The sequence below is a fragment of the Thermus igniterrae ATCC 700962 genome, assembly GCF_000376265.1.
Taxonomy (GTDB): domain Bacteria; phylum Deinococcota; class Deinococci; order Deinococcales; family Thermaceae; genus Thermus; species Thermus igniterrae.
The window spans coordinates 35,213-59,440 of the sequence record NZ_AQWU01000063.1; the positions used below are offsets into that span (position 1 = coordinate 35,213).

General features: G+C 68.1%; 22 protein-coding genes. 16 read left to right on the plus strand and 6 right to left on the minus strand.

Features of this window, described 5'->3' with window-relative positions; all coding sequences use genetic code 11:
• Positions 1–14: 14 nt before the first annotated feature.
• The 4 genes from B128_RS0106855 to erpA form a co-directional block, all read right to left on the minus strand.
• A complete protein-coding gene (locus B128_RS0106855; protein ID WP_018111543.1) occupies positions 15–1,199 on the minus strand; it encodes an ABC transporter permease in 1,185 nt (394 codons plus the stop codon).
• 9 nt (positions 1,200–1,208) lie between these two features.
• Positions 1,209–2,219, minus strand: a complete 1,011-nt coding sequence (locus B128_RS0106860) for an ABC transporter permease (protein ID WP_018111544.1) — start codon at positions 2,217–2,219, stop codon at positions 1,209–1,211.
• Between the two features lie 72 nt (positions 2,220–2,291).
• Complete coding sequence (locus tag B128_RS0106865; protein WP_018111545.1) at positions 2,292–4,160, minus strand: peptide ABC transporter substrate-binding protein; 1,869 nt, start codon at positions 4,158–4,160, stop codon at positions 2,292–2,294.
• A gap of 145 nt (positions 4,161–4,305) precedes the next feature.
• On the minus strand, positions 4,306–4,686 hold the full coding sequence (gene erpA, locus B128_RS0106870; RefSeq protein WP_018111546.1) for an iron-sulfur cluster insertion protein ErpA: 381 nt from the start codon (positions 4,684–4,686) through the stop codon (positions 4,306–4,308).
• Positions 4,687–4,768: 82 nt separating this feature from the next.
• Here erpA and B128_RS0106875 point away from each other — a divergent pair, with 82 nt between their 5' ends.
• From B128_RS0106875 to B128_RS0106900, 6 genes are read left to right on the plus strand one after another with little or no spacing between them, the layout of a single operon-like run.
• The gene (locus tag B128_RS0106875; RefSeq protein WP_018111547.1) at positions 4,769–5,899 is read left to right on the plus strand and encodes a M24 family metallopeptidase; all 1,131 of its coding nucleotides are present in this window, start codon (positions 4,769–4,771) and stop codon (positions 5,897–5,899) included.
• A 44-nt stretch (positions 5,900–5,943) separates the two neighbouring features.
• Entirely contained in the window at positions 5,944–6,876 is a 933-nt protein-coding gene (locus B128_RS0106880) for a ribose-phosphate diphosphokinase (RefSeq protein WP_026175092.1), read from the plus strand.
• A gap of 4 nt (positions 6,877–6,880) precedes the next feature.
• Positions 6,881–7,618 carry an alpha/beta hydrolase gene (locus B128_RS0106885; protein WP_018111549.1) on the plus strand — a complete coding sequence of 246 codons (738 nt, stop codon included), beginning with the start codon at positions 6,881–6,883 and terminating at the stop codon, positions 7,616–7,618.
• Positions 7,599–8,198 (plus strand): DUF72 domain-containing protein, encoded by a 600-nt coding sequence (locus B128_RS0106890; protein WP_018111550.1) that lies wholly within the window; start codon positions 7,599–7,601, stop codon positions 8,196–8,198. Before B128_RS0106885 ends, B128_RS0106890 begins: the two co-directional genes overlap by 20 nt.
• Positions 8,195–10,087 carry a biosynthetic arginine decarboxylase gene (gene speA / locus B128_RS0106895; RefSeq protein WP_018111551.1) on the plus strand — a complete coding sequence of 631 codons (1,893 nt, stop codon included), beginning with the start codon at positions 8,195–8,197 and terminating at the stop codon, positions 10,085–10,087. The genes B128_RS0106890 and speA overlap by 4 nt, the downstream gene beginning before the upstream one ends.
• Positions 10,088–10,130: 43 nt before the next feature.
• Positions 10,131–11,207 (plus strand): GGDEF domain-containing protein, encoded by a 1,077-nt coding sequence (locus B128_RS0106900; protein WP_018111552.1) that lies wholly within the window; start codon positions 10,131–10,133, stop codon positions 11,205–11,207.
• Positions 11,208–11,246: 39 nt separating this feature from the next.
• Here B128_RS0106900 and metK read toward each other — a convergent pair whose 3' ends face one another.
• Positions 11,247–12,425: a methionine adenosyltransferase gene (gene metK, locus B128_RS0106905; protein ID WP_040683590.1), complete on the minus strand. Its 1,179-nt coding sequence runs from the start codon at positions 12,423–12,425 to the stop codon at positions 11,247–11,249.
• Positions 12,426–12,514: 89 nt separating this feature from the next.
• On the opposite strand from metK, the gene murI reads away from it, so the two are divergent.
• The 10 genes from murI to B128_RS0106955 all read left to right on the plus strand — a co-directional run bounded on the left by murI (position 12,515) and on the right by B128_RS0106955 (position 23,798).
• Entirely contained in the window at positions 12,515–13,288 is a 774-nt protein-coding gene (gene murI / locus B128_RS0106910; RefSeq protein WP_018111554.1) for a glutamate racemase, read from the plus strand.
• Positions 13,289–13,308: 20 nt separating this feature from the next.
• Positions 13,309–13,953 carry an LOG family protein gene (locus B128_RS0106915; RefSeq protein ID WP_018111555.1) on the plus strand — a complete coding sequence of 215 codons (645 nt, stop codon included), beginning with the start codon at positions 13,309–13,311 and terminating at the stop codon, positions 13,951–13,953.
• A 5-nt stretch (positions 13,954–13,958) separates the two neighbouring features.
• A complete protein-coding gene (gene rdgB / locus B128_RS0106920; RefSeq protein WP_026175095.1) occupies positions 13,959–14,570 on the plus strand; it encodes an RdgB/HAM1 family non-canonical purine NTP pyrophosphatase in 612 nt (203 codons plus the stop codon).
• A complete protein-coding gene (locus B128_RS0106925) occupies positions 14,567–15,598 on the plus strand; it encodes an RMD1 family protein (protein ID WP_018111557.1) in 1,032 nt (343 codons plus the stop codon). The genes rdgB and B128_RS0106925 overlap by 4 nt, the downstream gene beginning before the upstream one ends.
• A gap of 100 nt (positions 15,599–15,698) precedes the next feature.
• Positions 15,699–16,895: a sugar ABC transporter substrate-binding protein gene (locus tag B128_RS0106930; protein ID WP_026175096.1), complete on the plus strand. Its 1,197-nt coding sequence runs from the start codon at positions 15,699–15,701 to the stop codon at positions 16,893–16,895.
• Between the two features lie 58 nt (positions 16,896–16,953).
• Positions 16,954–18,282: an ABC transporter permease subunit gene (locus B128_RS0106935; RefSeq protein WP_018111559.1), complete on the plus strand. Its 1,329-nt coding sequence runs from the start codon at positions 16,954–16,956 to the stop codon at positions 18,280–18,282.
• A complete protein-coding gene (locus B128_RS0106940; RefSeq protein WP_018111560.1) occupies positions 18,283–19,602 on the plus strand; it encodes a sugar ABC transporter permease in 1,320 nt (439 codons plus the stop codon).
• Entirely contained in the window at positions 19,599–21,311 is a 1,713-nt protein-coding gene (locus tag B128_RS0106945) for a glycoside hydrolase family 13 protein (RefSeq protein WP_018111561.1), read from the plus strand. Before B128_RS0106940 ends, B128_RS0106945 begins: the two co-directional genes overlap by 4 nt.
• Before the next feature lie 5 nt (positions 21,312–21,316).
• Positions 21,317–21,547 (plus strand): hypothetical protein, encoded by a 231-nt coding sequence (locus B128_RS0106950; RefSeq protein ID WP_018111562.1) that lies wholly within the window; start codon positions 21,317–21,319, stop codon positions 21,545–21,547.
• A 16-nt stretch (positions 21,548–21,563) separates the two neighbouring features.
• On the plus strand, positions 21,564–23,798 hold the full coding sequence (locus B128_RS0106955) for an endonuclease MutS2 (protein ID WP_018111563.1): 2,235 nt from the start codon (positions 21,564–21,566) through the stop codon (positions 23,796–23,798).
• Here the strand turns inward: B128_RS0106955 and B128_RS0106960 are convergent.
• The gene (locus tag B128_RS0106960) at positions 23,795–24,205 is read right to left on the minus strand and encodes an acyl-CoA thioesterase (RefSeq protein ID WP_018111564.1); all 411 of its coding nucleotides are present in this window, start codon (positions 24,203–24,205) and stop codon (positions 23,795–23,797) included. The genes B128_RS0106955 and B128_RS0106960 overlap by 4 nt on opposite strands.
• Positions 24,206–24,228 lie beyond the last annotated feature (23 nt).

Below are 24,228 nucleotides of genomic sequence, written 5' to 3' on the forward strand. Positions count from 1 at the left end.
GCACAGGAGTGGCCTTAAAGGCGGCTCCTTGGGTCCAAGGCGTCCCTAAGCCCGTCCCCCAGGTAGTTGAAGGCCAGAACCGTGATGAAGATCATGAAGCCCGGCGGCAGGGCCAGCCATGGGGCGGTGAAGATGTACTCCTGGGCGTTGGTGAGCATGTTCCCCCAGGTGGCCACCGGGGGCTGGATGCCAAAGCCCAGGAAGGAAAGGGCAGCCTCGGTGAGGATGGCCCCGCCGATCTGCAGGGTGGCCTGCACGATGAGGGGGGCCATGGTGTTGGGCACCAGGTGGCGGAACATGATGCGGGCGTCCGTGGCCCCCAGGGCCCGGGCGGCGGTGGCGTAGTCCTGCTCCCTCAGGGAGAGGATGCTCCCCCGCACCAGCCGGGCGGTGCCCAACCAGCCGAAGAGGACCAGGATGGTGATGATGATGAAGACGCTGGCGGCATCCCCAAACACCCCCTGGGCCCACTGCCCCACCTTAACCCCGGGGTCCCGGAGCAGGGCGGAAAGCACCAAGAGGAGGGGCAGGGTGGGGATGGTGAGCATGAAGTCAATGAGCCGGCTGATGAGGATGTCCAGGTCCAGGCGGATCTCGCCTTTGAGGCCGTACCAGGCGGCCCAGAGCCCCAGGGCCAGGGCCAGGCCAAAGCCCAGGTAGCTCCCCAGGCTCCCCGCCTGGATCCCGTCTTTAGCCAGGGCCCAGGCGATGGAAAGGGCCAGGTAGAGCACCCCGTAGTAGAGGACCCAGGAGAAGACCCGCCAAAGGGCAAAGCTCCAGGGGTAAAACCCCTCCCGCTCCCGGCGCAGGGGACCCAGGTAGAAGCGCAGGGGACGCCCGGAGAAGTACCCCGCCAGCGTCCCCATGATGGTCCCCAGGATCACGCTGGAGAAGGCCACGGCAAAGCCCACCAGCAAGGAGATGCGGGAGCCATAGATGATGCGGGAAAGCACATCCCGCCCCAGGTCGTCCGTGCCCAGGGGGTGCTCCCGGGAAGGGGGGTTGAAGTAGTACTGGCCCACGTCCTCCCCCGTGGGCTGGGCCGTGGGGTCGTGGGGGGCGATCCAGGGGGCGAGGATGGCCATGAGGATGAGGAGGACGATGATCACCAGACCGGCCATGGCCAGCCGGTGCCGCTTGAGGCGGCGCCAGAACAGGCCAAAGGGGGTGCGGGACTTAGCGGAAGCAAGGGTCGCCATGGTTCACCTCTAGCTGTAGCGGATGCGGGGGTCCACCACCGCGTAGGCCAGGTCCGCCAGCAGGTTGAAAAGCGCCGTCATCAGGGCCAGAAAGGCCAGGGCGGCCATGGCCACGTTGTAGTCCTTCTCCACCAGGGCGTCAAAGATGGCCCGGCCCATGCCGGGGTAGCTGAAGATGGTCTCGGTGATGGTGGCCCCGCCCAGGACCCCGGGGATGGCCAGGCCCACCAGGGTGACGATGGGAATCAGGGCGTTGCGGAGGGCGTGCTTGTAGAGCACCACCCGCTCGGCCAAGCCCTTGGCCCGGGCGGTGCGGATGTAGTCCTGGGAAAGCACCTCCAGCAAGGAAGCCCGCATGAACCGGGTCCACTCCGCCATCTGCAAGGAGGAAAGGGCGATGACCGGCAGGATGAGGTGCCAGGCCCATTGCCCCAGGAAGTACCAAAAGCTTATCGCCCCCGAGCGCACATCCTCCCAGAGCACCCCGGGCACCCCCCCGGTGGGGAAACGGGGGAAGCCCGGGATGTGGTCGGGTAACCAGATGGCGAAGAGGTAAAGGAGCAGGATGCCCAGGAAGAAGACAGGCATGGAAAACCCCACGAAGGAGAAAAAGGTGATGACGTAATCCGCCAGGGAGTACTGGCGCACGGCGGAGAAGATGCCCACGGGGATGGCCACCAGGAGGGCCAGGGTCAGGGCCAAGCCCGAGAGGAGGAGGGTCTTGGGCAGGCGCTGGACGAAGATGTACTCCGCCGCAGGGATGCCGTAGGTACGGCTATAACCGAGGTCCCCCCGCACCGCCCGGGAAAGCCACTTGAAGTAGCGGATGTGGATGGGCTGGTCCAGGCCGTAGGCCCGCTTCAAGGCCTCAAACTGCTCGGCGGTGATGCGGGGATTCTGCCGCTTGAGCTCCTCCAAGGGATCCCCCGGCTGCAGGGCCAGAAGCGCATAGATGACCACGCTGGCCGCCAGGAGCAGGGGGACCATCTGCAAAAGCCTGCGCACCGTGTAGGCAAACACCCTTTTACCTCCCGTTTATGCCATTAAAAAGCCCGCTGGGAAACCCCAGCGGGCCCCACTATACCACCCGGGCTAGCGGATGGAAAGCGCGTACTTCGCCTGGTCCCACTTCTTCACGGCGCCGCGGCTTTCCCAGCCGATCTCCCAGGCGTTCCAGCCGGGGTGACCGTAGCCGCCCGCGTAAGCGCTGGCCACGTAGTTGACCAGGCCCTTGCGCACCACGTAGGGGTTGGCCCGGAAGTAGAGGGGCAGGGCGGGCAGCTCCTCGGCCCAGATCTCCTGGGCCCTCCAGAAGAGCTGCTTCCGCCTGGCCTCGTCAAACTCCAGGACACCCTGGCTCGTCAGGCGGTCAAACTCGTCGTTGCGCCAGCCGCCGATGTTCTGGCCCTGGTAGTTGTTCTCCTTGGTGGGGACCTGGATGGTGCCGGTGTTCAGGTTCTTGTACTGGAAGAGGGAGCCGTCCTCGCGCAGGTTGGACACCCAGGCGAACTCAAACAGCCCCGTCCACTTGCACTCGCTCGCCCTCTGGATGAACTCGTCGGCGAAGACCACGGCGGAGGGGGCGTTGTTGATCTTCACCGCGATGCCGATCTTCTTCAGGTCCTCGGCGAAGAACTGCTGCGTGCGCTCCCGGATGGCGTTGCCCGCGGTGGTGACGAACTCAATCTCAAAGCGCACGGTGCGGCCACCCACGGTGCGCTGAAGGATGCCGTCCGGCCCCTTCCTCCAGCCCATCTCCGCCAAGAGCGCCTCCGCCTTCTTCAGGTCAAACTCGTACTTCCGCACATTGGGGTTGAAGAGGGGGTTGACGGGGGCGATCCAGGTGTGGGCCACGGGCTGGAGGCCGTCAAAGAAGGCCTTTACCAGCCCTTCCCGGTTCAGGGCGTGCAGGATGGCCTGGCGGGTGCGCACATCGTCCAGGCCTAGGTCCTTCACCTGCTGGCAGTTAGAGAACTTGTTGATGTCAATGTGCTCCCAGATGGCCCCGGGCACGAACCAGATGTCAAAGCGGCCGGGGGCGCGGGAAGTGAGCTGCCTGGAGCGGGCCTGGTCAAAGGTGAGGGAAACGCTGGAGGTGGCGTCAATCCCCCCGCCGATCACCGCCACCAGGAGGGAGTTGGTGTTCTGGATGAAGCGGTAGACCACCTTCTGCACGTACTTGCTCTCCCCGCCCTCGGGCTTGATGGGGAAGTTGGGGTTCCGCTCCATCTCAATGGAGTTCCCCGGCACCCAGCGCTTGAGCTTGAAGGCCCCGGAGTAGACCATGGTGCCCTTGTTGAGCTCCGCCGGGGTGGCGAACTTGAGGAAGAAGTTGCGGTAGAGCTCGTTGAGGCGCTGGGCGTCCTTGTCGGGGTCCAGGTTGCGGGCCGCGGCCTTCACCTTCTCCCACTCGGGGCCCATCACGTGCTTGGGAGCGTAGCCGATGGGGGAGCCGTAGGTGTCGTAGTAGTAGGCGGGCTCAAAGATCACGGTGAAGTTGCGGGCGTCCTTCACCTGGAGCTGCACGCGCTCCCAGTAGTCGGGGTTCAGGACGGGCATGCCCTTGGCCTTGCCCACCTCGTAGTAGAAGGCCACGTCCTCGGTGGTGATGGGGCGGCCGTCGGACCAGCGGGCGTCTGGGCGGATGGTGAGGTCCATCTCCAGGCGCTTCTTGCCGCCGCCGATGTCCCGGACCCGCAGGCGCCCGTTCTGCTGGGTGGGCACCTCGGTGGCCAGAACGGGGAAGTTCTGGCTGTCGGCGTTGAAGCCGATCAGGGGGGCGAAGAGGTACTGCTCAATCTCGCTCTTGATGGACTGGTTGGAGATGACGCTGAGGAAGTCCCCCGCCAGCACCCGGGGCTCCTGGGAAGAGCCGATCACCAGGCTGTTGTCCTGAGGCCCCGCCAGGGCCAGGCCCAGGGCGGTTAAACCGAGTACAGCCAGCTTACCTACTTTTCTCATATGGCCTCCTTTCGTGGTTGCGGCACTATCTTAGTGGCCAAGGGTATTATAAGGCCCCTTCCCCATAGGTCAATGGGAAAACGCTAAGGGGGATGGGAAGAAGGTTAAGGGGGCCTTGACCCAGGCCCCCTCCTCCCTGCAAAGCTCAGTGGCCGCAGGTGCGGGCCTCCCCCTCCTGGTCCTTGGTGCGGAAGGAGTGGCCGCACCCGCAGGTGCTGGCGGCGTTGGGGTTGTGCACGGTGAAGCCGCCCCCCATGAGGCTCTCCACCCAGTCAATCTCCGAACCCACCAGGTAGGGCAAGGACATGGGGTCCACCACCAGGCGCACCCCGTGCATCTCCACGAAGGTGTCCCCCTCCAGTTCCCTTTCGTCCACCGCCATGCCGTACTGGAAGCCCGAGCAACCCCCGGACTTGATGTAGACGCGGATGGCTGCGTGTTCCTTGCCGTAGCGGGCCAGGATCTCCTTGGCCTTTTCCGCCGCCAGCGGGGTGATGCGGATGACCGCTTCCTGGGTTTCTACCATGCCCCAGACCTCCTTACCCCCCACCCTAGCACGGGCAGGCCGGGAAAAGGTGAAGCAGGTTCCAGGGGCTTAGGATGGGGGCATGGACCTGGTGCGCCTGCAGAAGGTTATGGGGGAGGAGAGGGTGGACGGCTGGCTCCTCCTCTCCTTTGGCCGGAGCAATCCCGTGGCCCTCGAGGCCCTGGGGCTTGCCCACCTCCACCTCACCCGCCGCTTCGCCTACCTCATCCCCCAGGAGGGGGAGCCCACCCTGCTCTGCCACGCCATAGAGGAAAGCCTCTTCCCCCCCCTGCCCGGGAGGCGGCGCACCTACCACCACTGGCAGGGGTTTTTGGCCGAGCTGGGCACGCTCCTGGAAGGAAGGCGGCGCCTGGCCCTGGAGTACGTGCCCGGGGGGCAGATCCCCTACCTCTCCCGGGTGGACGGGGGCACGGTGGACCTCCTGCGGGGCCTGGGCCTGGAACTGGTCTCCTCCTGGCCCCTCCTCCTCCTCTTCCAGACCTGGGACCAAGGGAGGCTGGCAAGCCACCGGCGGGCCGTCCAGGGCCTGGTGGCTGCCAAGGAGCGGGCCCTCGCCTACCTGCGCCAGAACCCCAAGGCCACGGAAGGGGAGGTGCAGGGGGAGATGGTCAGGGTGCTCCAGGGGCTTGGGCTGGTCTTTGACCACCCCCCCATGGTGGCCTTTGGGAAAAACGCCGCCAACCCCCACCACCAGCCCACGGAAAAGCCCCTGGAGGCGGGGGAGGTGGTCCTCCTGGACCTCTGGGCCAAGGAGCCCGGGGGCGTCTACGCCGACCTCACCTGGATGGCCGGCCTAAACCCCCCGGAGGCCGCCCACCGGGCCTTCCTGGCGGTGGTCCAGGCCCGGGACGAGGCCTTGCGCTTCGTGGCCGAGGCCTATCGGGAAGGCCGCCACCCCAAGGGGTACGAGGTGGACCGGGTGGCCCGGGGCGTGCTGGAGGCCCAGGGCTACGGGGCCCACGTGCGCCACCGCACCGGGCACAACCTGGGGGAGGAGGTGCACGGGACCGGTCCCCATCTGGACGACCTGGAGACCCACGACTTCCGCCCCCTGGTACCGGGGCTGGCCTTCACCGTGGAGCCCGGGGTCTACCTGCCGGAGTTTGGCGTGCGCACCGAGGTGGACGTCTACCTGCACCCGGAGGGCCCGGAGGTGACCACTCCCCTCCAGGAGGGCCTCACCCTCCTCTAGGCCAGAAGCCCATACCCCGGGGGCGTGCTATGCTGGGGAGCGGCATGGACCGCCCCCTCTTGATCTTTTCCGGCCAGTCCAACCGTCCCCTGGCCCAGGCCATCGCCGAGGCCCTGGGCCTCCCCCTGGGCAAAAGCTCCACGGTGCGCTTCGCCAACGACAACCTCTTCGTGCGCTTTGAGGAGAGCCTGCGGGAAGGCGATGTCTTCATCGTGCAGTCCCTCACCCCCCCGGTGCAGGACCACCTGATGGAGCTCCTCATGATGATTGACGCCGCCAAGGGGGCCAGCGCCGCCCGGGTCACCGCGGTCATCCCCTACTTCTCCTACGCCCGGAGCGACAAGAAGGACGCCCCCCGCATCTCCATCGCCGCCCGGCTCATCGCTGACCTCCTGCAGACCGCGGGGGCCGACCGGGTCCTCACCATGACCCTCCACTCCCCCCAGGTGCACGGCTTCTTCAAAATCCCCGTGGACCACCTTTCCGCCGAACCGGTGATCGCCAACCACTTCGCCACCCGGGTGGACCTGGAAAACGCCGTGGTGGTGGCCCCGGACGCCGGGGACATCAAGCGGGCCAGCGCCCTGGCCCGCAGGCTCCGCCTCCCCCTGGCCTTCATTGATAAAGAGCGGGTCTCCGACACCGAGGTGCGGGTGCGCATGCTGGTGGGGGAGGTGGCGGGCAAGACGGCCCTGATCGTGGACGACGAGATCTCCACCGCCGGGAGCCTGGTGGAGGCGGTGGAGGCCCTGCTCCAGGCGGGGGCCAAGGAGGTCTACGCCGCCGCTACCCACGGGGTCTACGTGGGCCCGGCCCTGGAGCGCATCGCCAGGAGCCCGGTCAAGGAGGTGGCCGCCACCGACACCTGCCTCCCCAAGGCCGGCCCCAAGCTCAAGACCCTCACCGTGGCCCCCCTCTTCGCCGAGGCCATCTGGCGCATCCACCGGGGGGAGTCGGTGTCCAGCCTCTTCACCTGAGGCCATGGAAGGGGTGCGCGAGGAACGGCTGGTCCTGGCGGGAGTGCCCGCCCGGGTCCGGATACCCCCCCACCCCAAGGGCCTCCTCCTGGTCCTCCACGGCCTCCAGGGGTCCAAGGAGCACATCCTCTCCCTGCTCCCCGGCTACGCGGAGGCAGGGTGGCTCCTGGTGGCCTTTGACGCCCCCCGGCACGGGGAACGGGAAGGCCCTCCCCCCTCCTCCAAGGACCCCTTCTACGTGGAACGGGTGTACCAGGTGGCCCTGGGCTTTGCCGAGGAGGCCCTGGAGGTGGCGGAGGCGGCCCAAAGGCGCTTTGGCCTTCCCCTCTTCCTGGCGGGGGGGAGCCTGGGGGCCTTCGTGGTCCACCTCCTCCTCTCCCAGGGCTTTCGCCCCCAAGCGGCCCTGGCCTTCATCGGGGCCGGCTTTCCCATGAAGCTCCCCCAGGGGCAGGAGGTGAAGGACCCCCGGGTCCTGGCCCTCTACGAGACCCCCCCGGCCCTCAAGGGGGAGGCCTACGGCCAGGTGCCCCTTTTGCACCTCCACGGCACCAAGGACCTGATCGTGCCCCTGGCCCGCATGGAGAAGACGGTGGAGGCCTTGAGGCCCCACTACGGGGAAGGGCGGCTGGCCCGCTTCGTGGAGGAGGGGGCCGGGCACCTGATCACCCCCCTGATGGCCCGGGTGGGGCGGGCCTTCCTGGAGGGCTTTTTGGAGGAGGGGGTTGGTCCTCGAGGGGCTTAGGGGATACCGGGGCTACCCCGGGGGGTTCAAGGCCTACCGAAAGGCCTTTCCCACGGTGGAGCTCTCCTGGTGGCACCGGGTGCCAGACACGAGGACCATCGCCCGCCTGAGGGCCCTGGCCCCCGAGGGCTTCCGCTTTAGCGTTTACGGGCACAAGCACCTCACCTTCCGCCCCTCCGGGGAGGAAAGGCGGACCCTAAGGAGGTTTCTCCGCCGCTTCCGCCTTTTTGGGAGCAAGCGGGGGGCGGTGCGCCTCCTAGTGCCCGAGGGAGTGGAACCCGAAGCCTTTAGGGCCTGGCTGGACCTCCTGGAGGGGGTGCTGGCCGAGGTGGGCCCGGTCCCCCTGGCCTTCCAGGCCCCCAAGCCCCTTCACCCCCTCCTCCGGGAGCGGGGCCACGTCCTGGTCAACGAGCCCGGGGGGCCTTTCCTCTACCTGGTGGACCCTGAGGCGCCCCCTGGGGAAGGGGTGGGCTTCCTCTACCGGAGGCCCCCGGAAGGCCTGGCCCCAAGCCCAGGCACAAGCTCTTCACAAGGCGCCCCTTCCGCCCTACACTCAAGGGCGGAGGTTGACCCAGATTGAAGACGGCCAGGCGCTTTTCCCCCAAGGAAGCCGAGGAAATCTACCTGGTGCCCCACTGGGGGGCAGGGTTCTTCCGGGTGGGGCGGGACGGGGAGCTGGAGGTCACCCCCTTAGGCCCCGAGGGCCCGGCGGCTTCCCTCCTGGAGATCGTGGAGGCCTTGCGGGACGAGGGGCGGCCTTTGCCCCTGGTGTTGCGCTTTCCCCAGATCCTCGAGGCCCGGGTGCGGGAGCTCAACGAGGCCTTCCTCCGGGCCATGGAGAAGTACGGGTACCAGGGGGGGTACCGGGGGGTCTACCCGGCAAAGGTGAACCAGCGCCGCCTGGTGCTGGAGACGGTGGCCCGGGCGGGCCGGCCCTACCACTATGGCCTCGAGGCCGGCAGCAAGGCGGAGCTGGCCCTCATCCTGGCGCAAAACCTCTCCCCGGAAGCCCTCATCACCACCAACGGCTTCAAGGATGACGACTTCATCCGCCTGGCCCTCACGGGGAGGAAGCTGGGGCGCAACGTGATCATCACCCTGGAAAAGTTCGCCGAGCTCTCCCGGGTGGTGCGCCTTTCCAAGGAGCTTGGGGTGCGGCCCCTGCTGGGCATCCGCTACAAGCTGAAGGCCAAAGGAGCGGGGCAGTGGGAGGCCTCGGGGGGGGAGAACGCCAAGTTTGGCCTCACCACCCCGGAGATCGTGCGGGCGGTGGAGATCCTCAAGGAGGAGGGCCTCCTGGACACCCTGGTCATGGTGCACGCCCACATCGGCAGCCAGGTCACGGACATCCGCAAGATCAAGGCGGCGGTGCGGGAAGCGGCCCAGACCTACGTGCAGCTGAGGAAGCTGGGGGCGCCCCTCACCTACCTGAACCTGGGCGGGGGACTGGCGGTGGACTACGACGGCTCCAAGACCAACTTCTACGCCTCCGCCAACTACACCCTCTCCGAGTACGCCGAGGACCTGGTCTACGTGACCAAGGAGGTGGTGGAGGCCCAGAACGAGCCCCACCCCATCCTGGTCACGGAGTCGGGCCGGGCGGTGACCGCCTACCACCAGGTGCTGGTCCTGGAGGTGATTGACGTCATCACCCCCCCCGGGGAGGCCCGGCCGGAACCCCCCCCTGAGGAGGCCCACCCCCTGGTGAAGGAACTTTGGGAGAGCTGGAAGAGCCTTTCCCCCAAGAACTTCCGCGAGGTCTACCACGACGCCTTCGCCGACAAGGAGACCCTGCAGACCCTTTACGACCTGGGCCTGGTCTCCCTAAAGGACCGGGCCCTGGCGGAGGAGATCTTCTACCAGATCGCCCGGCGGGTCTACGCCATCGTCCGGGAGCTACCCTACGCCCCCGACGAGTTTGAGGACCTGGAGAAGCTCCTGGCCGACAAGCTGGTGTGCAACTTTTCCATCTTCCAAAGCCTCCCCGACGCCTGGGCCATCCACCAGCTCTTCCCCATCGTCCCCCTAAGCCGCCTCCACGAGCCCCCCACCCGCCAGGCCACCCTAGTGGACATCTCCTGCGACTCCGACGGCAAGATAGACCGCTTCATTGACCTGCACGACGTGCGCCAGACCCTGCCCGTCCACCCCATCCGCCCGGGAGAGCCCTACTACCTGGGGGTCTTCCTGGTGGGGGCCTACCAGGACGTGCTGGGGAGCAACCACAACCTCTTCGGCCAGGTGGGGGAGGCCCACGTGGTGGTGGACGAGGAGGGCTTCGCCATTGAGCGCTTCGTCCCCGGGGAGACCGCGGAAAAGGTCATTGAGAAGATGGGCTTCACCGCCCGGGAGCTTTTCCTGGGGGTGGAGCGCCTGGTGCGGCAAAGCCGCCTCTCTCCCGCGGAGAAGGGGGCCTTTTTGGAGCGGTACGCCCGGGAGCTCCAGGGGTACACCTACTTGGAGGACTGAGGCGTTAAGCCGGCGTTAAGGGACCGGGGGACAAAATACCCCCATGGCCTGGCCCAAGGTGGGGTACGCTGGGGGGGAGTTGCGCCCCACCCTGGAGCTCCTGGACCCCCTCCACCCCCTCAGGCGGCGGACCGCCCTTTGGCTCCTGCCCCTAGGGGGCCTCCTGGCCCTGGTGGCCTACGGGACCTCCCGCCAGGTGGGGCTGGACCCCGTGGACCGGGTCTTCCTGCCCCTCCTCATCCTGGGGTTCTTTGGGCTCGCCCTGGCCCTCTGGCGCCTTCCCCGATCCGCCCGCTGGGTCCTCCCCGCCGCCCACGGCCTGGTCGGCCTCTACCTCCTGGCCACCCTGGCCTACCAGCTCCTCCTCCGGCCCAACCCTCAGGGCCTCTCCCCCGCGGCCTTCTGGGTGCCCTTCGTCTACTTCAGCAGCTTCCTCTTCTTCCAGACCCGGCAGGCGGTGCGCCTGGCCCTCCTTTACCTCCTTGTCCTTTTCCTCCTCTCGGCCATGGGGGCCTTCCGCGGCCACTTCCAGGCCGCTCACCTGAACGCCCTCGCCCAGTTCTTCGGGGCCAACCTGGCCTACGTGGGCCTCCTCTACATGCTGGTCCGGATCAAGGAGGGGTACCTCGAGGCCCAGTTGGACGCCTACACCGACTTCCTCACCGGCCTAAGAAACCGGCGCTACCTGGAGCTGGTCCTGGAACGGGAGCTCTTCCGCGTGGGGCGCTACGGCCGCCCCCTCTGCCTCATGGTGCTGGACCTGGACGGGTTCAAGCACGTCAACGACACCCACGGGCACGAGGCGGGGGACCGGGTGCTGAAGGCCCTGGCCGCCTGCCTAGAGGGGCACATCCGGCAAAGCGACCGGGCGGTGCGCCTCGGGGGAGAGGAGTTCGCCATCCTGCTTCCGGAAACCGAGTTGGGCCAGGCCCTGGCCTTGGCGGAAAGGCTCCGCCAAGCAGTGGCCGCCCTGAAGGTCCCTCCCGTGGAAGCCCTTTCCGCCAGCTTCGGCCTGGTCCAGGCCACCCCCACCGACTCCCCCCTTTCCCTCCTCAAACGGGCGGACGAGGCCATGTACCGGGCCAAGCGGCGGGGGAAAAACCGGGTGGAGGTGGGCTAAAAGGCCCTGCCCGGGCCAAGGCCCGGGCAGGGGGTGGGGTCAGAGGCCTGCTTCCCGCCGCAGGGCCTCCACCCGGTCGGTCTCCTCCCAGGGGAAGCCGTGGCGGCCGAAGTGGCCGTAGGCGCTGGTGGGGGTGTAGATGGGCCTCAGGAGGTCCAGCTCCTCAATGATGGCCAGGGGCCTGGGGTCAAAGACCCGCTTGGCGATCTCGGTGAGCTTCTCGTCGGGCAGAATCCCGGTGCCGAAGGTCTCCACCCGCAGGGAGACCGGCCGGGCCTTGCCGATGGCGTAGGCCAGTTCCACCATAGCCCGCCGGGCCAGGCCCGCCGCCACCAGGTTCTTGGCCATGTAGCGGGCGTAGTAGCTGGCGGAGCGGTCCACCTTGGTGGGGTCCTTGCCGCTGAAGGCCCCACCCCCGTGGGGCACCGCCCCCCCGTAGGTGTCCACGATGATCTTCCGGCCGGTGAGCCCGGTGTCCGCATGGGGCCCGCCCAGGATGAAGCGGCCCGAGGGGTTGATGAGGTACTCCGTCTCCCCCTCCTTGAGGTACTCCGGGGGAATGGCCTGGCGCACCACCTCGCGGATCAGGTCCTCCCGGAGCTGCTCCTGCTCCACCTCGGGGGAGTGCTGGGCGGAGACCACCACGGTCTTCACGTATAGGGGCTTATCCCCCTCGTAGACCACGGTGACCTGGGCCTTGCCGTCGGGGCGCAGGTAGGGCAGGAGCCCGGTCTTGCGCACCTCCGCCAGGCGCATGGTGAGGCGGTGGGCCAGGGTGATGGGGAGGGGCATGAGCTCGGGGGTCTCGTCGGTGGCGTAGCCGAACATGAGGCCCTGGTCCCCGGCGCCCGTGCGGTCCAGGGGGTCGGTGGACTTCAGCACCCGCCACTCGTAGGCCAGGTTCACCCCGCCGGCGATGTCTGGGGACTGCTCGTCAATGGCGGTGAGGACGGCGCAGGTGTCGGCGTCAAAGCCGTACTTGGCCCGGGTGTAGCCCACCTCCCGCACCGTCTTGCGCACCAGGCCCGGGATGTCCACATACCCCTCGGTGGTGATCTCACCCGCCACAAACACCAGACCGGTGGTGACCAGGGTCTCCGCCGCCACCCGGGCCTTCTTGTCCTGGGCGATGAGGGCGTCCAGGATGGCGTCGGAGATCCGGTCCGCCAGCTTGTCGGGGTGTCCTTCCGTGACCGATTCGGACGTGACCAGCCGCAACTTGCGCACCTCCTTCAGGACCCGCCCCCTCCGGGGCAACCCTGATAGTATAGCACCCCCCCTCCGCCGTCCAGGTATGATGGCCGGCCGTGAAGGAGCCTGGAAGGCCCATCGGCGTCTTTGACTCGGGGGTGGGAGGGCTCACCGTGCTCCAAGCCCTCAAGGAGGCCCTGCCCCGGGAGGACTTCCTCTACTTCGGGGACACCGCCCGGGTACCCTACGGGGGCAAGCCCCTGGCCATGGTGCGGCGCTTCGCCTGGGAAATCTCGGGCTTTCTCCTGCGGCAGGGGGTGAAGGCCATCGTGGTGGCCTGCAACACCGCCAGCTCCGCCGCCCTGCCCGACCTGGCCGAGGACCTCTCGGTGCCCGTGTTTGGCGTGCTGGAGCCCGCGGCCCGGGTGGCCCGCGCCCACGGCAAGGTGGGGCTCATCGGCACCCAGGCCACGGTGGAAAGCCGGGCCTACGAGCGCTACGTGCCCCTGGCCTGGGCCAAGGCCTGTCCCCTCTTCGTCCCCCTGGTGGAGGAGGGGCTTTGGGACGACCCCGTGGCCCTCCTGGTGGCCCGCCACTACCTGGAGGAAGCCCCCAAGGACCTCGAGGCCCTCATCCTGGGATGCACCCACTACCCCTTCCTGAAGGGCACCCTGCGGAAGGTGCTCCCCGGGGTGCGGCTCATCGACTCCGCCGAGGCCACGGCCAAGGAGGTGGCCGAGGCCCTGGCCCGGGAGGGGCTTCTGAACCCCCACGGCAGGGGGGAGGTGGTGCACTACGTCACCGGCGACCCGGAAAGCTACAAGAACCTGGCCGAGCGCCTGGGGGTGCGGGTGGAGGTCCTCAAGCGGGTGAGCCTGGAAGAGCTCTAGCGGGCGTGGTAGAACGGGGCATGGTCAAAAAGCCCCTCATAGACCAGCTCCACCACGAGGACGCCTGGCGGCTTTTCCGCATCCTGGCGGAGTTCGTGGAGGGGTTTGAGGCCTTAGGGGAAATAGGGGTGCCCTTGGTCTCCGTCTTCGGCTCCGCCCGCTTTGGGGAGGAGCATCCGGCCTACGCCCTGGGCTACCGCCTAGGCAAGGCCCTGGCGGAAGCGGGCTTCGGGGTGGTAACGGGGGGCGGGGGCGGGGTGATGGAGGCGGTGAACCGCGGGGCCTACGAGGCGGGAGGGGTAAGCGTGGGCCTCAACATAGAGCTCCCCCACGAGCAAAAGCCCAACCCCTACCAGACCCACGCCCTTTCCCTGCGCTACTTCTTCGTGCGCAAGGTGCTCTTCGTGCGCTACGCCGTGGGCTTCGTCTTCCTCCCCGGGGGTCTGGGCACCCTGGACGAGCTTTCGGAGGTGCTGGTCCTCATCCAGACGGCCAAGGTCCATCCCTTCCCCGTCTTCGCCCTGGACCGGGCCTACTGGCGGGGGCTCCTCTCCTGGCTGGAGTTCCTGGTGGAGAGGGGGGCCATAGACCCCGAGGACCTTAAGCTCCTCACCCCCCTGGACGCGCCAGAGGAAGTGGTGGAAAGGCTAAAAAGGGTATCATGAGGGAGATGCGCGTGGTCTTGGCCACCTCTAACCCCGGCAAGGTGCGGGAGCTCCAAGCCGGCCTCGCCCCCTTGGGCTGGACCCTCCTTTCCCTGGCGGACTTCCCCTTGCGCATGCCCAAGGAGGAGGGGGCCACCTTCCTGGACAACGCCCTCTTAAAGGCCGCCCACGTGGCCAGGGCCACCGGGCTTCCCGCCCTGGCGGACGACTCGGGCCTGGTGGTGCCCGCCCTCGGGGGGGAGCCCGGGGTCTACTCCGCCCGCTACGGGGGCCGGGAGACCGACCGGGAGCGGAACGTCTACCTGCTGGAAAGGATGCGCCACCTCAAAGGGGAGGAGCGGAAGGCGCGCTTCGTGGCCGTGCTGGTCCTGGCCTATCCCGATGGGCACGCCGAGGCCTACGAGGGAAGCGTGGAGGGGGTCATCCTCGAGGCCCCCCGGGGGGAAGGGGGGTTTGGCTACGACCCCCTCTTCTTCGTCCCCGAGGCGGGCAAGACCTTCGCCGAGATGAGCCTGGAGGAGAAGGCCCAGTACTCCCACCGGGGCAGGGCCCTGAAGGCCCTCCTGGAGGCCTACCGGGAAGGCCCCCCGCCCCGGGAGGTCTCCAAGCTGGAATGAACCTCCTCTCCCCCCACATCGCCCTCTACCGCCTCTACGACCTGGCGGACGAGATTGACCTCTCTCGCCTGGCCACCCCCCGCCTGCGCCTCTCCCGCCCCCGGCTGGGGGCGGTGCGCTTCCAAAACCCCCCGGCGGAGATTGAGCTTGGGGTGCGGAGCGTGGAGGGGATATCCGGCCTCCTCACCGCCCGCCTTTACGAGTTCGGCGTGGTCTCCCTCTCCTTGCGCATCCACCTGGGGGAGCGGGTCCCCTGGGAAGCCTTCCTGGAAAAGGCCCTCCGCCTTCCCGAGCTCCCCTTCTGGGAGGGCTTTTTCCTGGCGGAACTGGCTGCCTTGGAACCCTATTTGCAAGGCGCCCTCCTGCGCCCGGAGGAGAAGCGCCTCTCCGAGGAGTTCACCGTCTACCACGCCCTGGGCCTGGAGGGGGAGAAGGCCCACGCCCCCTCGGTGGACCTCACCCCCCTCTGGATGGGGGCCAAGGAGGATTTCGCCCCCGAGGTGCGGCGGGAGATGGAGCGCTACCGCTACAGCTATTCCACCGAGGACCTGGCCCTTCTGGGCTTTGACCGGGTGCTCATCCTGGACTCCGAGGGCATCTGGGACGTGGCCGACCTGGTGGAGTTCGTCCACGCCCAGCTCCTGGAGCTTTCCTACTACGACCGGGTCCTCACGGAGGAACTGGAGGCGGTGCCCGAGGTGCTGAAGCCCCGGGGGCTTTGGGGGTATGGGCGGCTCCAGCGCTTAAGGCGCCGCCTCATGGCCCGCCACGCGGAGATCGCCGACGTGCGGGCCCGCATGGAAGGGGCCTTGCGCATCACCGAGGACCTCTTCTACGCCAAGATCTACCGGGCGGCCCTGGAGCTTTACGGGGCCCACGAGCTGGAGCGGGGAGTGGAGGAAAAGCTTAGGGTCCTCGAGGCCACCTACGAGATGGTCACGGAGGAGGTGGCCCACCTGCGCACCCAGGCGGTGGAGGTGGCCATCCTGGCCCTCATCGCCTTTGAGGTGGTGCGGGCCCTCCACTGACCCAGGGACTTGTGCCCCGGCCCAACGTGGTATGCTCAAGGGGCAGGGCGCAGGGTTAAAATCCATAGCGGAAACGCTACCATGCGCCCGGAGGTGGGATATGAGAAAAGCGTTGGCGGTGCTGGCCCTCGGGCTTTCCCTGGCCTTGGCCCAGGGAAAGATCACGGTTTGGACCCACTTCGGCGGCCCGGAGCTGGAGTGGCTCAAGAAGCAGGCCCAGGCCTTTGAGCGCACCTCCGGCACCAAGGTGGAGGTGGTGGAGGTCCCCTTCGGGGACATCAAGCAGAAGTTCATCCTGGGCGCTCCCCAGGGACAGGCGGCGGACCTGGTGGTGAGCATCCCCCACGACTGGCTGGGGGAGATGGCCCAAGCCGGGGTGCTGGAGCCCATGGGCAAGTACGTGACCCAGGGCTACCTGGCCGACCTCCAGGACGTGGCCATTGACGCCTTCACCTTCGGGGGCAAGCTCTTCGGCCTCCCCGCCTTCGCGGAAAGCGTGGCCCTCATCTACAACAAGAAGTACGTGAAGGAGGCCCCCAAGACCTGGGAGGAGTTCCTGGCCCTGGCCCGGCAGCACACCACCGGCTCCACCTTCGGCTTCCTCTACAACATCGGCGACCCCTACTTCAACTTCGGCTTCTTCAAGGCCTTCGGGGCGGAAAACGTCTTCCCCAAGGACGCCAAGGGCAACCTGGACCCCTCCCGGCTCCTCCTGAGCGGCGAGGCGGCGGAAAGGGCCCTCACCTTCATCCGCGACCTGCGCTTCCGCTACAACTTGGTGCCTGAGGGCGTGGACTACGGGGTGGCCGACGGGGCCTTCAAGGACGGGGCCCTGGCCATGATCATCAACGGCCCCTGGGCCCTTGGGGACTACAAGAAGGCCAAGATTGACTTCGGCATCGCCCCCTTCCCCACCCCGCCGGGGGCCCGGGCGCCCTGGGGTCCCTTCCTGGGGGTGCAGGGGGTGGTGGTGAACGCCTACTCCAAGAACAAGACCGCCGCGGTGAACTTCGCCAAGACCCTCATCACCGGCAAGAACCTGGTCTCCTTCAACCAGGCGGGGGGCCGCATCCCCGTGTCCAAGAGCGCGGCCAAGACCCTGGAGAAGGACCCGGTGGTAGCCGGCTTCTCCCGGGTCTTCGCCCTGGGCACCCCCATGCCCAACATCCCCGAGATGGGCAAGGTCTGGGGCCCCTGGGCCAACGCCATCAACCTGGCCATCCAGCGGCCCGACTCCAACATCAAGAAGATCGTGGAGGACATGGTGGCCGAGATCCGCAAGGGGATCGGCCGCTAGGGACCATGCCTGCCCCCCACGGGACTTCCCTACCCCGTGGGGGGTCTATCTTTAGGACATGAGACACCCTCCTGGCCTCAAAGGCTTTCTCCTGGCCCTTGCCCTGCTCCTGGGCCTGGTCCTCCTGGCCGCCGGGGTGGGCCTCTTGGGGTTTTTCACCCTCGAGGCCTACGTGGCCCTTCCGGGGTGGACCATCCTGGTCCTGGCCCTTTTGGTCCTGGTGCCGGGAGCGGTGGCGGTAGGGCGGCTTTTCCCCTGGCTTTCCGACTGGTACTACTTCCTCCCCGCCCTGGCCTTCCTCCTGGTCTTCACCCTCTACCCCATCGGCCTCACCGTCTACCTGGCCTTCACCGACTATTCGGGGGCCAGAAACGGCTTCCCCGACCGCTCCACGGAAACCCGGGTGGTGGGGCAGGAAGGGGCCAGGCTCCGCCTGGAAGAGCCGGTCAAGGAGGCCCTGCGGTGCGACCCCTGTGTGGGGGAGCCGGTGGAGGTTTACGCGGAGGGGCATCGGATGCGGGCCCGCATCCTGGAGGCGGAGGGGGAGACCCTCCTCCTGGACCGCACCCCTCCCTTTGCCGCGGGGTTTGTGGCCAAGGTGAACGCCTTCCGCTTCGTGGGGCTCAAGAACTTCGCCTTCATCCTCTCCCAGGCCAGCCAGGCCCTTCTGCCCGTCTTCGCCTGGAACGTGGTCTTCGCCGGTAGCACCGTGCTCCTCAACGCCCTTTTGGGCCTGGTGCTGGGCCTGGTGCTGAACAACCGCGCCCTCAAGCTCAGGAACTTCTACCGCACGGTGCTCATCGTCTCCTGGGCCCTGCCGGGGGTCATCACCGTGCAGGTCTGGGTGGCCCTCCTCAACTACAACTTCGGGGCCATCAACCGCCTTTTGGGGGTGCTGGGGGTCTACCCCATCCCCTGGCTCAACGACCCCGACTGGGCCAAGGTGGCCATCCTCCTGGTGAACCTGTGGCTGGGCTTCCCCTACATGATGACCGCCACCCTGGGGGCGCTTTCCACCATCCCCGATGAGCTCTACGAGGCGGCCAAGGTGGACGGGGCCACCCCCTGGCAGGCCCTTTGGGGCATCACCCTGCCCCTTTTGGAGAAGCCCATGGTGCCCATCCTCCTCTCCTCCTTCGCCTTCAACTTCAACAACTTCTACATCATCTACCTGCTCACCGGGGGCGGCCCGGCCCAGGAGGGGCGGCTGGCCACGGCCCAGGCCACGGACATCCTCATCTCCTGGGCCTACAAGACGGCCTTCAGCGCCGAGGGGCAGTCGGCCTACGGCCTGGGGGCGGCCATCAGCCTCCTCATCTTCGCCATCACCGTGGCCATCAGCCTGGTGAACTTCCGGGCCACGGGGGCCCTGAGGGAGGTGCGGTAGATGCGGCGGCTTTTTTACCTCCTCCTGGGCGGCCTGGTCCTCTACGGGGCCTACTGGTTCGCCGCCCACCGGCTTTTTGACGAGGGGTCCTACCGCAAGCAGGTGGCCTTCGGCAGCGTGTTCGTGCCCTACGGTTGGGCCTACGCCCTGGGCTTCCTCCTGGGGCTTGTGCTCCTCCTGCTACTCTATAGCCTCCTACACACCGCGGTGGCCAACCGCCTCCAGGGGCGGAGGCGGAGCCCCTGGCCCCTCTTCCTCCAGGGGCTCACCCACCTCTTCCTCTGGGTGCTCATCCTTCTGGTCTACTACCCCGTGGTCCAGGTGGTGGCCGCCAGCTTTGACCCCACCAACAACCTCTTCAGCTTCCGCCGCCCCGAAACGGGGTTCCTGCTCCTGGACGCCAAGGTCATCCCCTACCTGCCCAGGCCCTCCCTGGAGAACTACGCCGCCTTGGTCCAGGGGGTGGTCCTCTACCCCTACCAGGTGGGCCTCCTCCTCCTGGCGGGGCTGGCCCTTGTGGGGGTGGCCCTGATTGGCCTCCTGCGCCGCCTCCTGCCCGAGGAGGATTGGATGGACCTGTGGCAGGGGAGGCTCCTCCTCCTCCTGACCCTGGCCGTCTTCGCCCTGGCCCTCCTCCTTTCCCCCAGGCAGTTCACCGGCCAGGGCACGGAGGCCAAGTTCCTCCTCTGGGTGCGGAACACCTTCCTCATCTCCGGGCTCACGGGCCTCCTGGCGGTCCTCCTCACGGCCACCGCCGGCTACGCCTTCGCCCGCTTCCGCCACCTGCCGGGGCGCTACCCCATGCTCCTCTTCTTCATCTTCGTGCAGATGTTCCCGGGCTTTTTGGCCCTGGTGGCCATCTACTACCTCCTGTCCCGGCTGGACCTCCTGAACACCTTCACGGGGTTGGTCCTGGCCTACTCCGGGGGCATCATCAGCTTCGGCACCTGGGTGTACAAGGGCTACCTGGAGAGCATCAGCCCGAGCCTCGAGGAGGCGGCCATGGTGGACGGGGCCACCAAGTGGCAGGTCTTCACCAAGATCCTCCTGCCCCTTTCCGCCCCCATGTTCGTCTTCATCTTCCTCCTGCAGTTCGTGGGCACCTACTCGGAGTTCGTGCTGGCCAACCTGGTGCTCACCGGGGTGGAGAGCTGGAACGTGGGGGTGGGGCTTAGGAGCTTCACCACCGGCCAGTTCCAGACCAAGTGGGGCATCTTCGCCGCGGCCAGCGTGCTGGGCTCCCTGCCCATCCTCTTCCTCTTCTACGGCTTCCAGCAGTACTTCGTGTCCGGCTACACCGCGGGGGCGGTGAAGGAGTGAACCACCACGACCTGGAACACGTCCATCCTCCCCTTCCCCAGCTGGGGGAGGAGGTGGAGCTTTTCCTGGAGACCCCGGCCAGGGAAGGGCTTCTCCTCTACGAGAAGGATGGGGAGCTTCACAAAAAACCCCTGGAGCGGGCCCAAGGGGGCCTGAGGGTGCGGGTGGCGGTGCATGCAAGCCCCTTCCGCTACCTCTTCCGCCTGCCCCAGGGCTTTTTGGGGAGCCACGGCCTGGAGAAGACCCTGCCCCGCTACGACCGCTTCTTCCACCTCCTGGCGGGGCCCTTGCCTCCCGCCTGGGCCCTGGGGGCGGTCTACTACCAGATCTTCCCCGACCGCTTCCGCCAAGGCCGGCCGGAGCTGGCCCCCAAGGAGGGGGCGTGGCGCCTCCTGGGGCGGCCCATCCGCAGGAAGGCCTGGCACGAACCCCCGGGGCCCGAGGGGGCCTGGGAGTTCTACGGGGGGGACCTCTATGGGGTGCTGGAGGCCCTGCCCCACCTGGAGGCCCTGGGGGTGGAGGTCCTCTACCTTACCCCCATCTTCCAAAGCCCCTCCAGCCACCGCTACGACACCGAGGACTACCTGCGGGTGGACCCCCACCTGGGGGGCGAGGAGGCCCTGGCGGCCCTTTACCGGGCCCTCGAGGCCCGGGGGATGCGGCTCATCCTGGACGGGGTCTTCAACCACGTGGGGGCCACCCACCCCTGGTTCCAGAGGGCCCTTAAAGACCCCCAAAGCCCCGAGCGGGGGATGTTCACCTTTTACCCCGAGGGCACCTACGCCAGCTTCTGGGGGGTAAAGTCCATGCCCAAGCTGGACTACGCCTCCCCCCTCACCCAGGAGCGCTTCGTGTGGGGCAAGGAGGCCCCCATCCGCCACTGGATGGGCTACGCCCACGGCTGGCGGCTGGACGTGGCCCACTCCCTGGGGGAAGGGGGCACCAACCGCAAAAACGCCCGCTGGCTGCGGGCCCTGGCCCGGGCGGCCAAGGAGGCGAGACCGGACGCCCTGGTCATCGGCGAGCTCTCCTACGACACCATCCCCACCCTGCGGGCCCACACCCTGGACGGGGCCATGCACTATGCCGGCTTCGCCCACCCGGTGATGGAATGGCTCTCCGGGCAGGACGTGCACGGGGAAAGGGTTTCCGTGGAGGCCCAGGCCGCCTGGGCGGCGCTTTGGGACCACTACCAGGCCCTGCCCCTGCAGGTGCGCCACGCCATGTACACCCTCCTCTCCTCCCACGACATCCCCCGGGCCCTGTGGCGGCTTGGCGGGGACGTGGAGCGCTTCAAGCTGGCCTACGCCCTCCTCTTCGCCTTTCCCGGAAGCCCCGCCATCTACTACGGGGACGAGATCGGCCTTTCCCAGCCCAATCCCCCCACGGAGTGGCGGGGGGACCCCTACTGCCGCGCCCCCTTCCCCTGGGACGAGGGGGCTTGGAACCGGGAGGTGCTGGCCTTCCTGAAGCGGCTTGTGCGGCTCAAGAAAACCCATCCCGCCCTGCGCCTGGGAGGGCTTTTGCCCCTGGAGGCGCCCCCGGGAGTCCTGGCCTTCCGCCGGCGCCACGGGGGAAAGGAGGTTTGGGCCTACTTCGCCCCCCAGGGGGTGCGCCTTAGGCTCCCCCGGGGGGTGGACCTCCTTTCGGGGGAGGAGGTCTTTGGGGAGGTGGAGGTCCACCACCTCCTCTTCCAGCCCTTAGACTAGGGAGGATGCGGCGCAAGGGGTCTGTGGACGGGGTACGGGGAAAATCCCCTAAAGCCCTCCTTCAAAGAGCCCTGGACCTTGCCAAGGAGGGCTGGGAGCGCCTTTCCCCAGAGGAGCGGCAACAGCTTCTTTTCCTCCTCCTCTCCCTCCTGCCCTGGGGAAGGCTGGGCCGGCTTGGGCGCCTTTTGGGAAGGGCCGAGGTTCTCTGGACCCTCCTGCGGCTTCTTAAGCGTTAGGGTATAGTAGGGTTTTGTGCGCGACGTCCTCGAGGTCCTGGAGTTTCCCCGGATCCGCGCCCTCCTGGCGGAAAAGGCCCAGACCTCCCTGGGCACCGAGCAGGCCCTAGGCCTCCGTCCCCTCTCCCGGGAGGAGGCGGAAAGGCGCCACCAGCTCACCCAGGAGGCCCTGGCCTACCCCTACACCCTTCCCCCCGCGGGGGAGCTCCGCGAGGCCTACCGGCGGGCCCGGGCCGGGGCCAGGCTCTCGGGGCCCGAGCTCCTCAAGGCGGCCTCGGCCCTCCGGGAGGCCATGGACCTCAAGGCGGAACTCCTCCCCCTGCAAAACGCCCTCAGCGGGGTGGCGGAGGGCATTGGGGACCACCGGGCCTTCCTCCTGCGGGTGGACAAGGCCCTGGACGAGGAGGGGGGGGTGCGGGACGAGGCCAGCCCCAGGCTGGCCCAGATCCGCCGGGAACTCAGGCCCTTGCGCCAGCAAATCCTGGACCGCCTCTATGCCCTCATGGACCGCCACCGGGAGGCCATCCAGGACCGCTTCGTCACCCTCAGGCGGGACCGCTACTGCATCCCCGTGCGGGCGGGGATGGGCCAGAAGGTACCGGGCCTCCTCCTGGACGAGTCCGAGTCCGGGGCCACCCTCTTCATTGAGCCCCTTTCCGTGGTGAAGCTCAACAACCGCCTCCAGGCCCTGCGCCTGCAGGAGGAGGAGGAGGTGAACCGCATCCTGCGGGAACTTTCTGAGCGCCTGGCGGAGGACGAGGGGGTGCCGGGCACCCTCGAGGCCCTGGCCCTTTTGGACCTGGTCCAGGCCCAGGCCGCCTTGGCCCGGGAGCTGGGGCTGAGCCGGCCCCGCTTCGGGGAGCGGTACCAGCTGGAGGAGGCCTTCCACCCCCTCATCCAAAACCCGGTGAGGAACTCCTTCACCCTGGACGAGACCACCCGCCTCATCCTCATCTCCGGGCCCAACATGGGGGGGAAGACCGCCCTCCTGAAAACCCTGGGCCTGGCGGTGCTCATGGCCCAGTCGGGCCTCTTCGTGGCGGCCAAGAGGGCCCTTTTGGCCTGGCCCGACCGCGTCTTCGCCGACATCGGGGACGAGCAGTCCCTGCAGGAGAGCCTCTCCACCTTCGCCGGCCACCTGCGGCGGCTCAAGGAGATGCTGGAGGGGGCCACGGAGAGGAGCCTGGTCCTCATTGACGAGCTGGGAAGCGGCACCGACCCCGAGGAGGGGGCCGCCCTCTCCCAGGCCATACTGGAGGCCCTCCTCCAGCGGGGGGTTAAAGGGATGGTCACCACCCACCTCTCCCCCCTGAAGGCCTTTGCCCAGGGGCGGGAGGGCATCCTGAACGCCTCCATGCGCTTTGACCTGGAGGGCCTGCGCCCCACCTACGAGCTGGTCCTGGGGGTGCCGGGGCGGAGCTACGCCCTGGCCATCGCCCGCAGGCTCTCCCTCCCCGAGGGGATTTTGGCCCGGGCAGAGGCCCTCCTGCCCGAGGGGAGCAGGTTGGAAGGCCTCCTGGAGAGGCTGGAGGGGCAAAGGCTGGAGCTGGAGAGGGAAAGGCGGCGCCTGCAGGAGGAGCTCGCCCGGGCGGAGGCCCTCCGGCGGCAGCTGGAGGAGCGGGAGGCCCGCTACGCCGAGGAGCGGGCGGAAAGGATGCGGGCCCTGGAGGAGGAGGTGCGGCAACAACTCCTCAAGGTGGAGGCCGAGCTCAAGGCCCTGAAGGAGAAGGCCCGGACCGAGGGCAAGCGGGACGCCCTCCGCGAGCTCATGGCCCTGCGGGAGCGCTACGCCAAAAAGGCCCCGCCCCCGCCCCCCCCGCCGGGCCTGGCCCCCGGGCAGATGGTGGAGGTGCCCTCCCTGGGCAAGCGGGGCCGGGTGCTGGAGCTGAGGGGAGAAGAGGCCCTGGTGCAGGTGGGGCCCTTGAAGATGAGCCTGAAGGCCAAGGAGCTCAAACCCCTGCCCGAGGAGGCCGCCCCCAAGCCCCTCCTGGCCAAACCGCGGCGGGAGGTGCGGGAGGTGGACCTCCGGGGCCTCAGCGTGGAGGAGGCCCTTCTGGAGGTGGACCAGGCCCTGGCGGAGGCCCAGGCCCTGGGCCTCCCCACCCTCCGCCTCCTCCACGGCAAGGGCACGGGGGCCCTGAGGCAGGCCATCCGCGACTACCTGCGCCGGGACAAGCGGGTGGAGGGCTTTGCCGATGCCCCGCCCCACGAGGGGGGGCACGGGGTCACGGTGGTGGCCCTGCGGGGCTAGGGGGCCAGGAGGGCGCGGCCCTCGAGGGCCTCTATCCGCTCCCGGATGGCCGGGGGCAGGGGGGCGGGCCTGCCCCCCTCCAGCCACACCTGGACCGTCTTGCCCCGGGCCGCGGGCTCGCCCTGGGCGGTGAGGAGGTACTCCATGTCAAAGCTGGAGCGCCCCAGGCGCACCACCCTTACCCCCACCTCCACCCTATCCCCCAGGTGCACGGGCCGCAGGAAGTCCACCTCCGCCCGGGCCAGGATGAAGTGGCCCTTCGCCAGCCAGTCCCGCTCCAAGTGGGCGAAATAGGCCACCCGGGCCACCTCGAAGTAGCTCAGGTAGACGGCGTTGTTCACGTGCCCCAAGGCGTCCAGGTCGCGGAAGCGCACCTCTACGGGTACCACCACGGGAAAACCTTCCACGGGGGAAGAGCCTACCACACCGG

Coding starts and splice junctions, on each gene's coding strand:
- B128_RS0106915 (WP_018111555.1), top strand. CDS start 13,309: ATGGTCAAAAAGCCCCTCATAGACCAGCTCCACCACGAGGACGCCTGG.
- B128_RS0106865 (WP_018111545.1), bottom strand. CDS start 4,160: ATGAGAAAAGTAGGTAAGCTGGCTGTACTCGGTTTAACCGCCCTGGGC.
- B128_RS0106875 (WP_018111547.1), top strand. CDS start 4,769: ATGGACCTGGTGCGCCTGCAGAAGGTTATGGGGGAGGAGAGGGTGGAC.
- B128_RS0106900 (WP_018111552.1), top strand. CDS start 10,131: ATGGCCTGGCCCAAGGTGGGGTACGCTGGGGGGGAGTTGCGCCCCACC.
- B128_RS0106930 (WP_026175096.1), top strand. CDS start 15,699: ATGAGAAAAGCGTTGGCGGTGCTGGCCCTCGGGCTTTCCCTGGCCTTG.
- B128_RS0106880 (WP_026175092.1), top strand. CDS start 5,944: ATGGACCGCCCCCTCTTGATCTTTTCCGGCCAGTCCAACCGTCCCCTG.
- B128_RS0106855 (WP_018111543.1), bottom strand. CDS start 1,199: ATGGCGACCCTTGCTTCCGCTAAGTCCCGCACCCCCTTTGGCCTGTTC.
- B128_RS0106885 (WP_018111549.1), top strand. CDS start 6,881: ATGGAAGGGGTGCGCGAGGAACGGCTGGTCCTGGCGGGAGTGCCCGCC.
- erpA (WP_018111546.1), bottom strand. CDS start 4,686: ATGGTAGAAACCCAGGAAGCGGTCATCCGCATCACCCCGCTGGCGGCG.
- B128_RS0106935 (WP_018111559.1), top strand. CDS start 16,954: ATGAGACACCCTCCTGGCCTCAAAGGCTTTCTCCTGGCCCTTGCCCTG.
- B128_RS0106925 (WP_018111557.1), top strand. CDS start 14,567: ATGAACCTCCTCTCCCCCCACATCGCCCTCTACCGCCTCTACGACCTG.
- B128_RS0106940 (WP_018111560.1), top strand. CDS start 18,283: ATGCGGCGGCTTTTTTACCTCCTCCTGGGCGGCCTGGTCCTCTACGGG.
- rdgB (WP_026175095.1), top strand. CDS start 13,959: ATGCGCGTGGTCTTGGCCACCTCTAACCCCGGCAAGGTGCGGGAGCTC.
- B128_RS0106950 (WP_018111562.1), top strand. CDS start 21,317: ATGCGGCGCAAGGGGTCTGTGGACGGGGTACGGGGAAAATCCCCTAAA.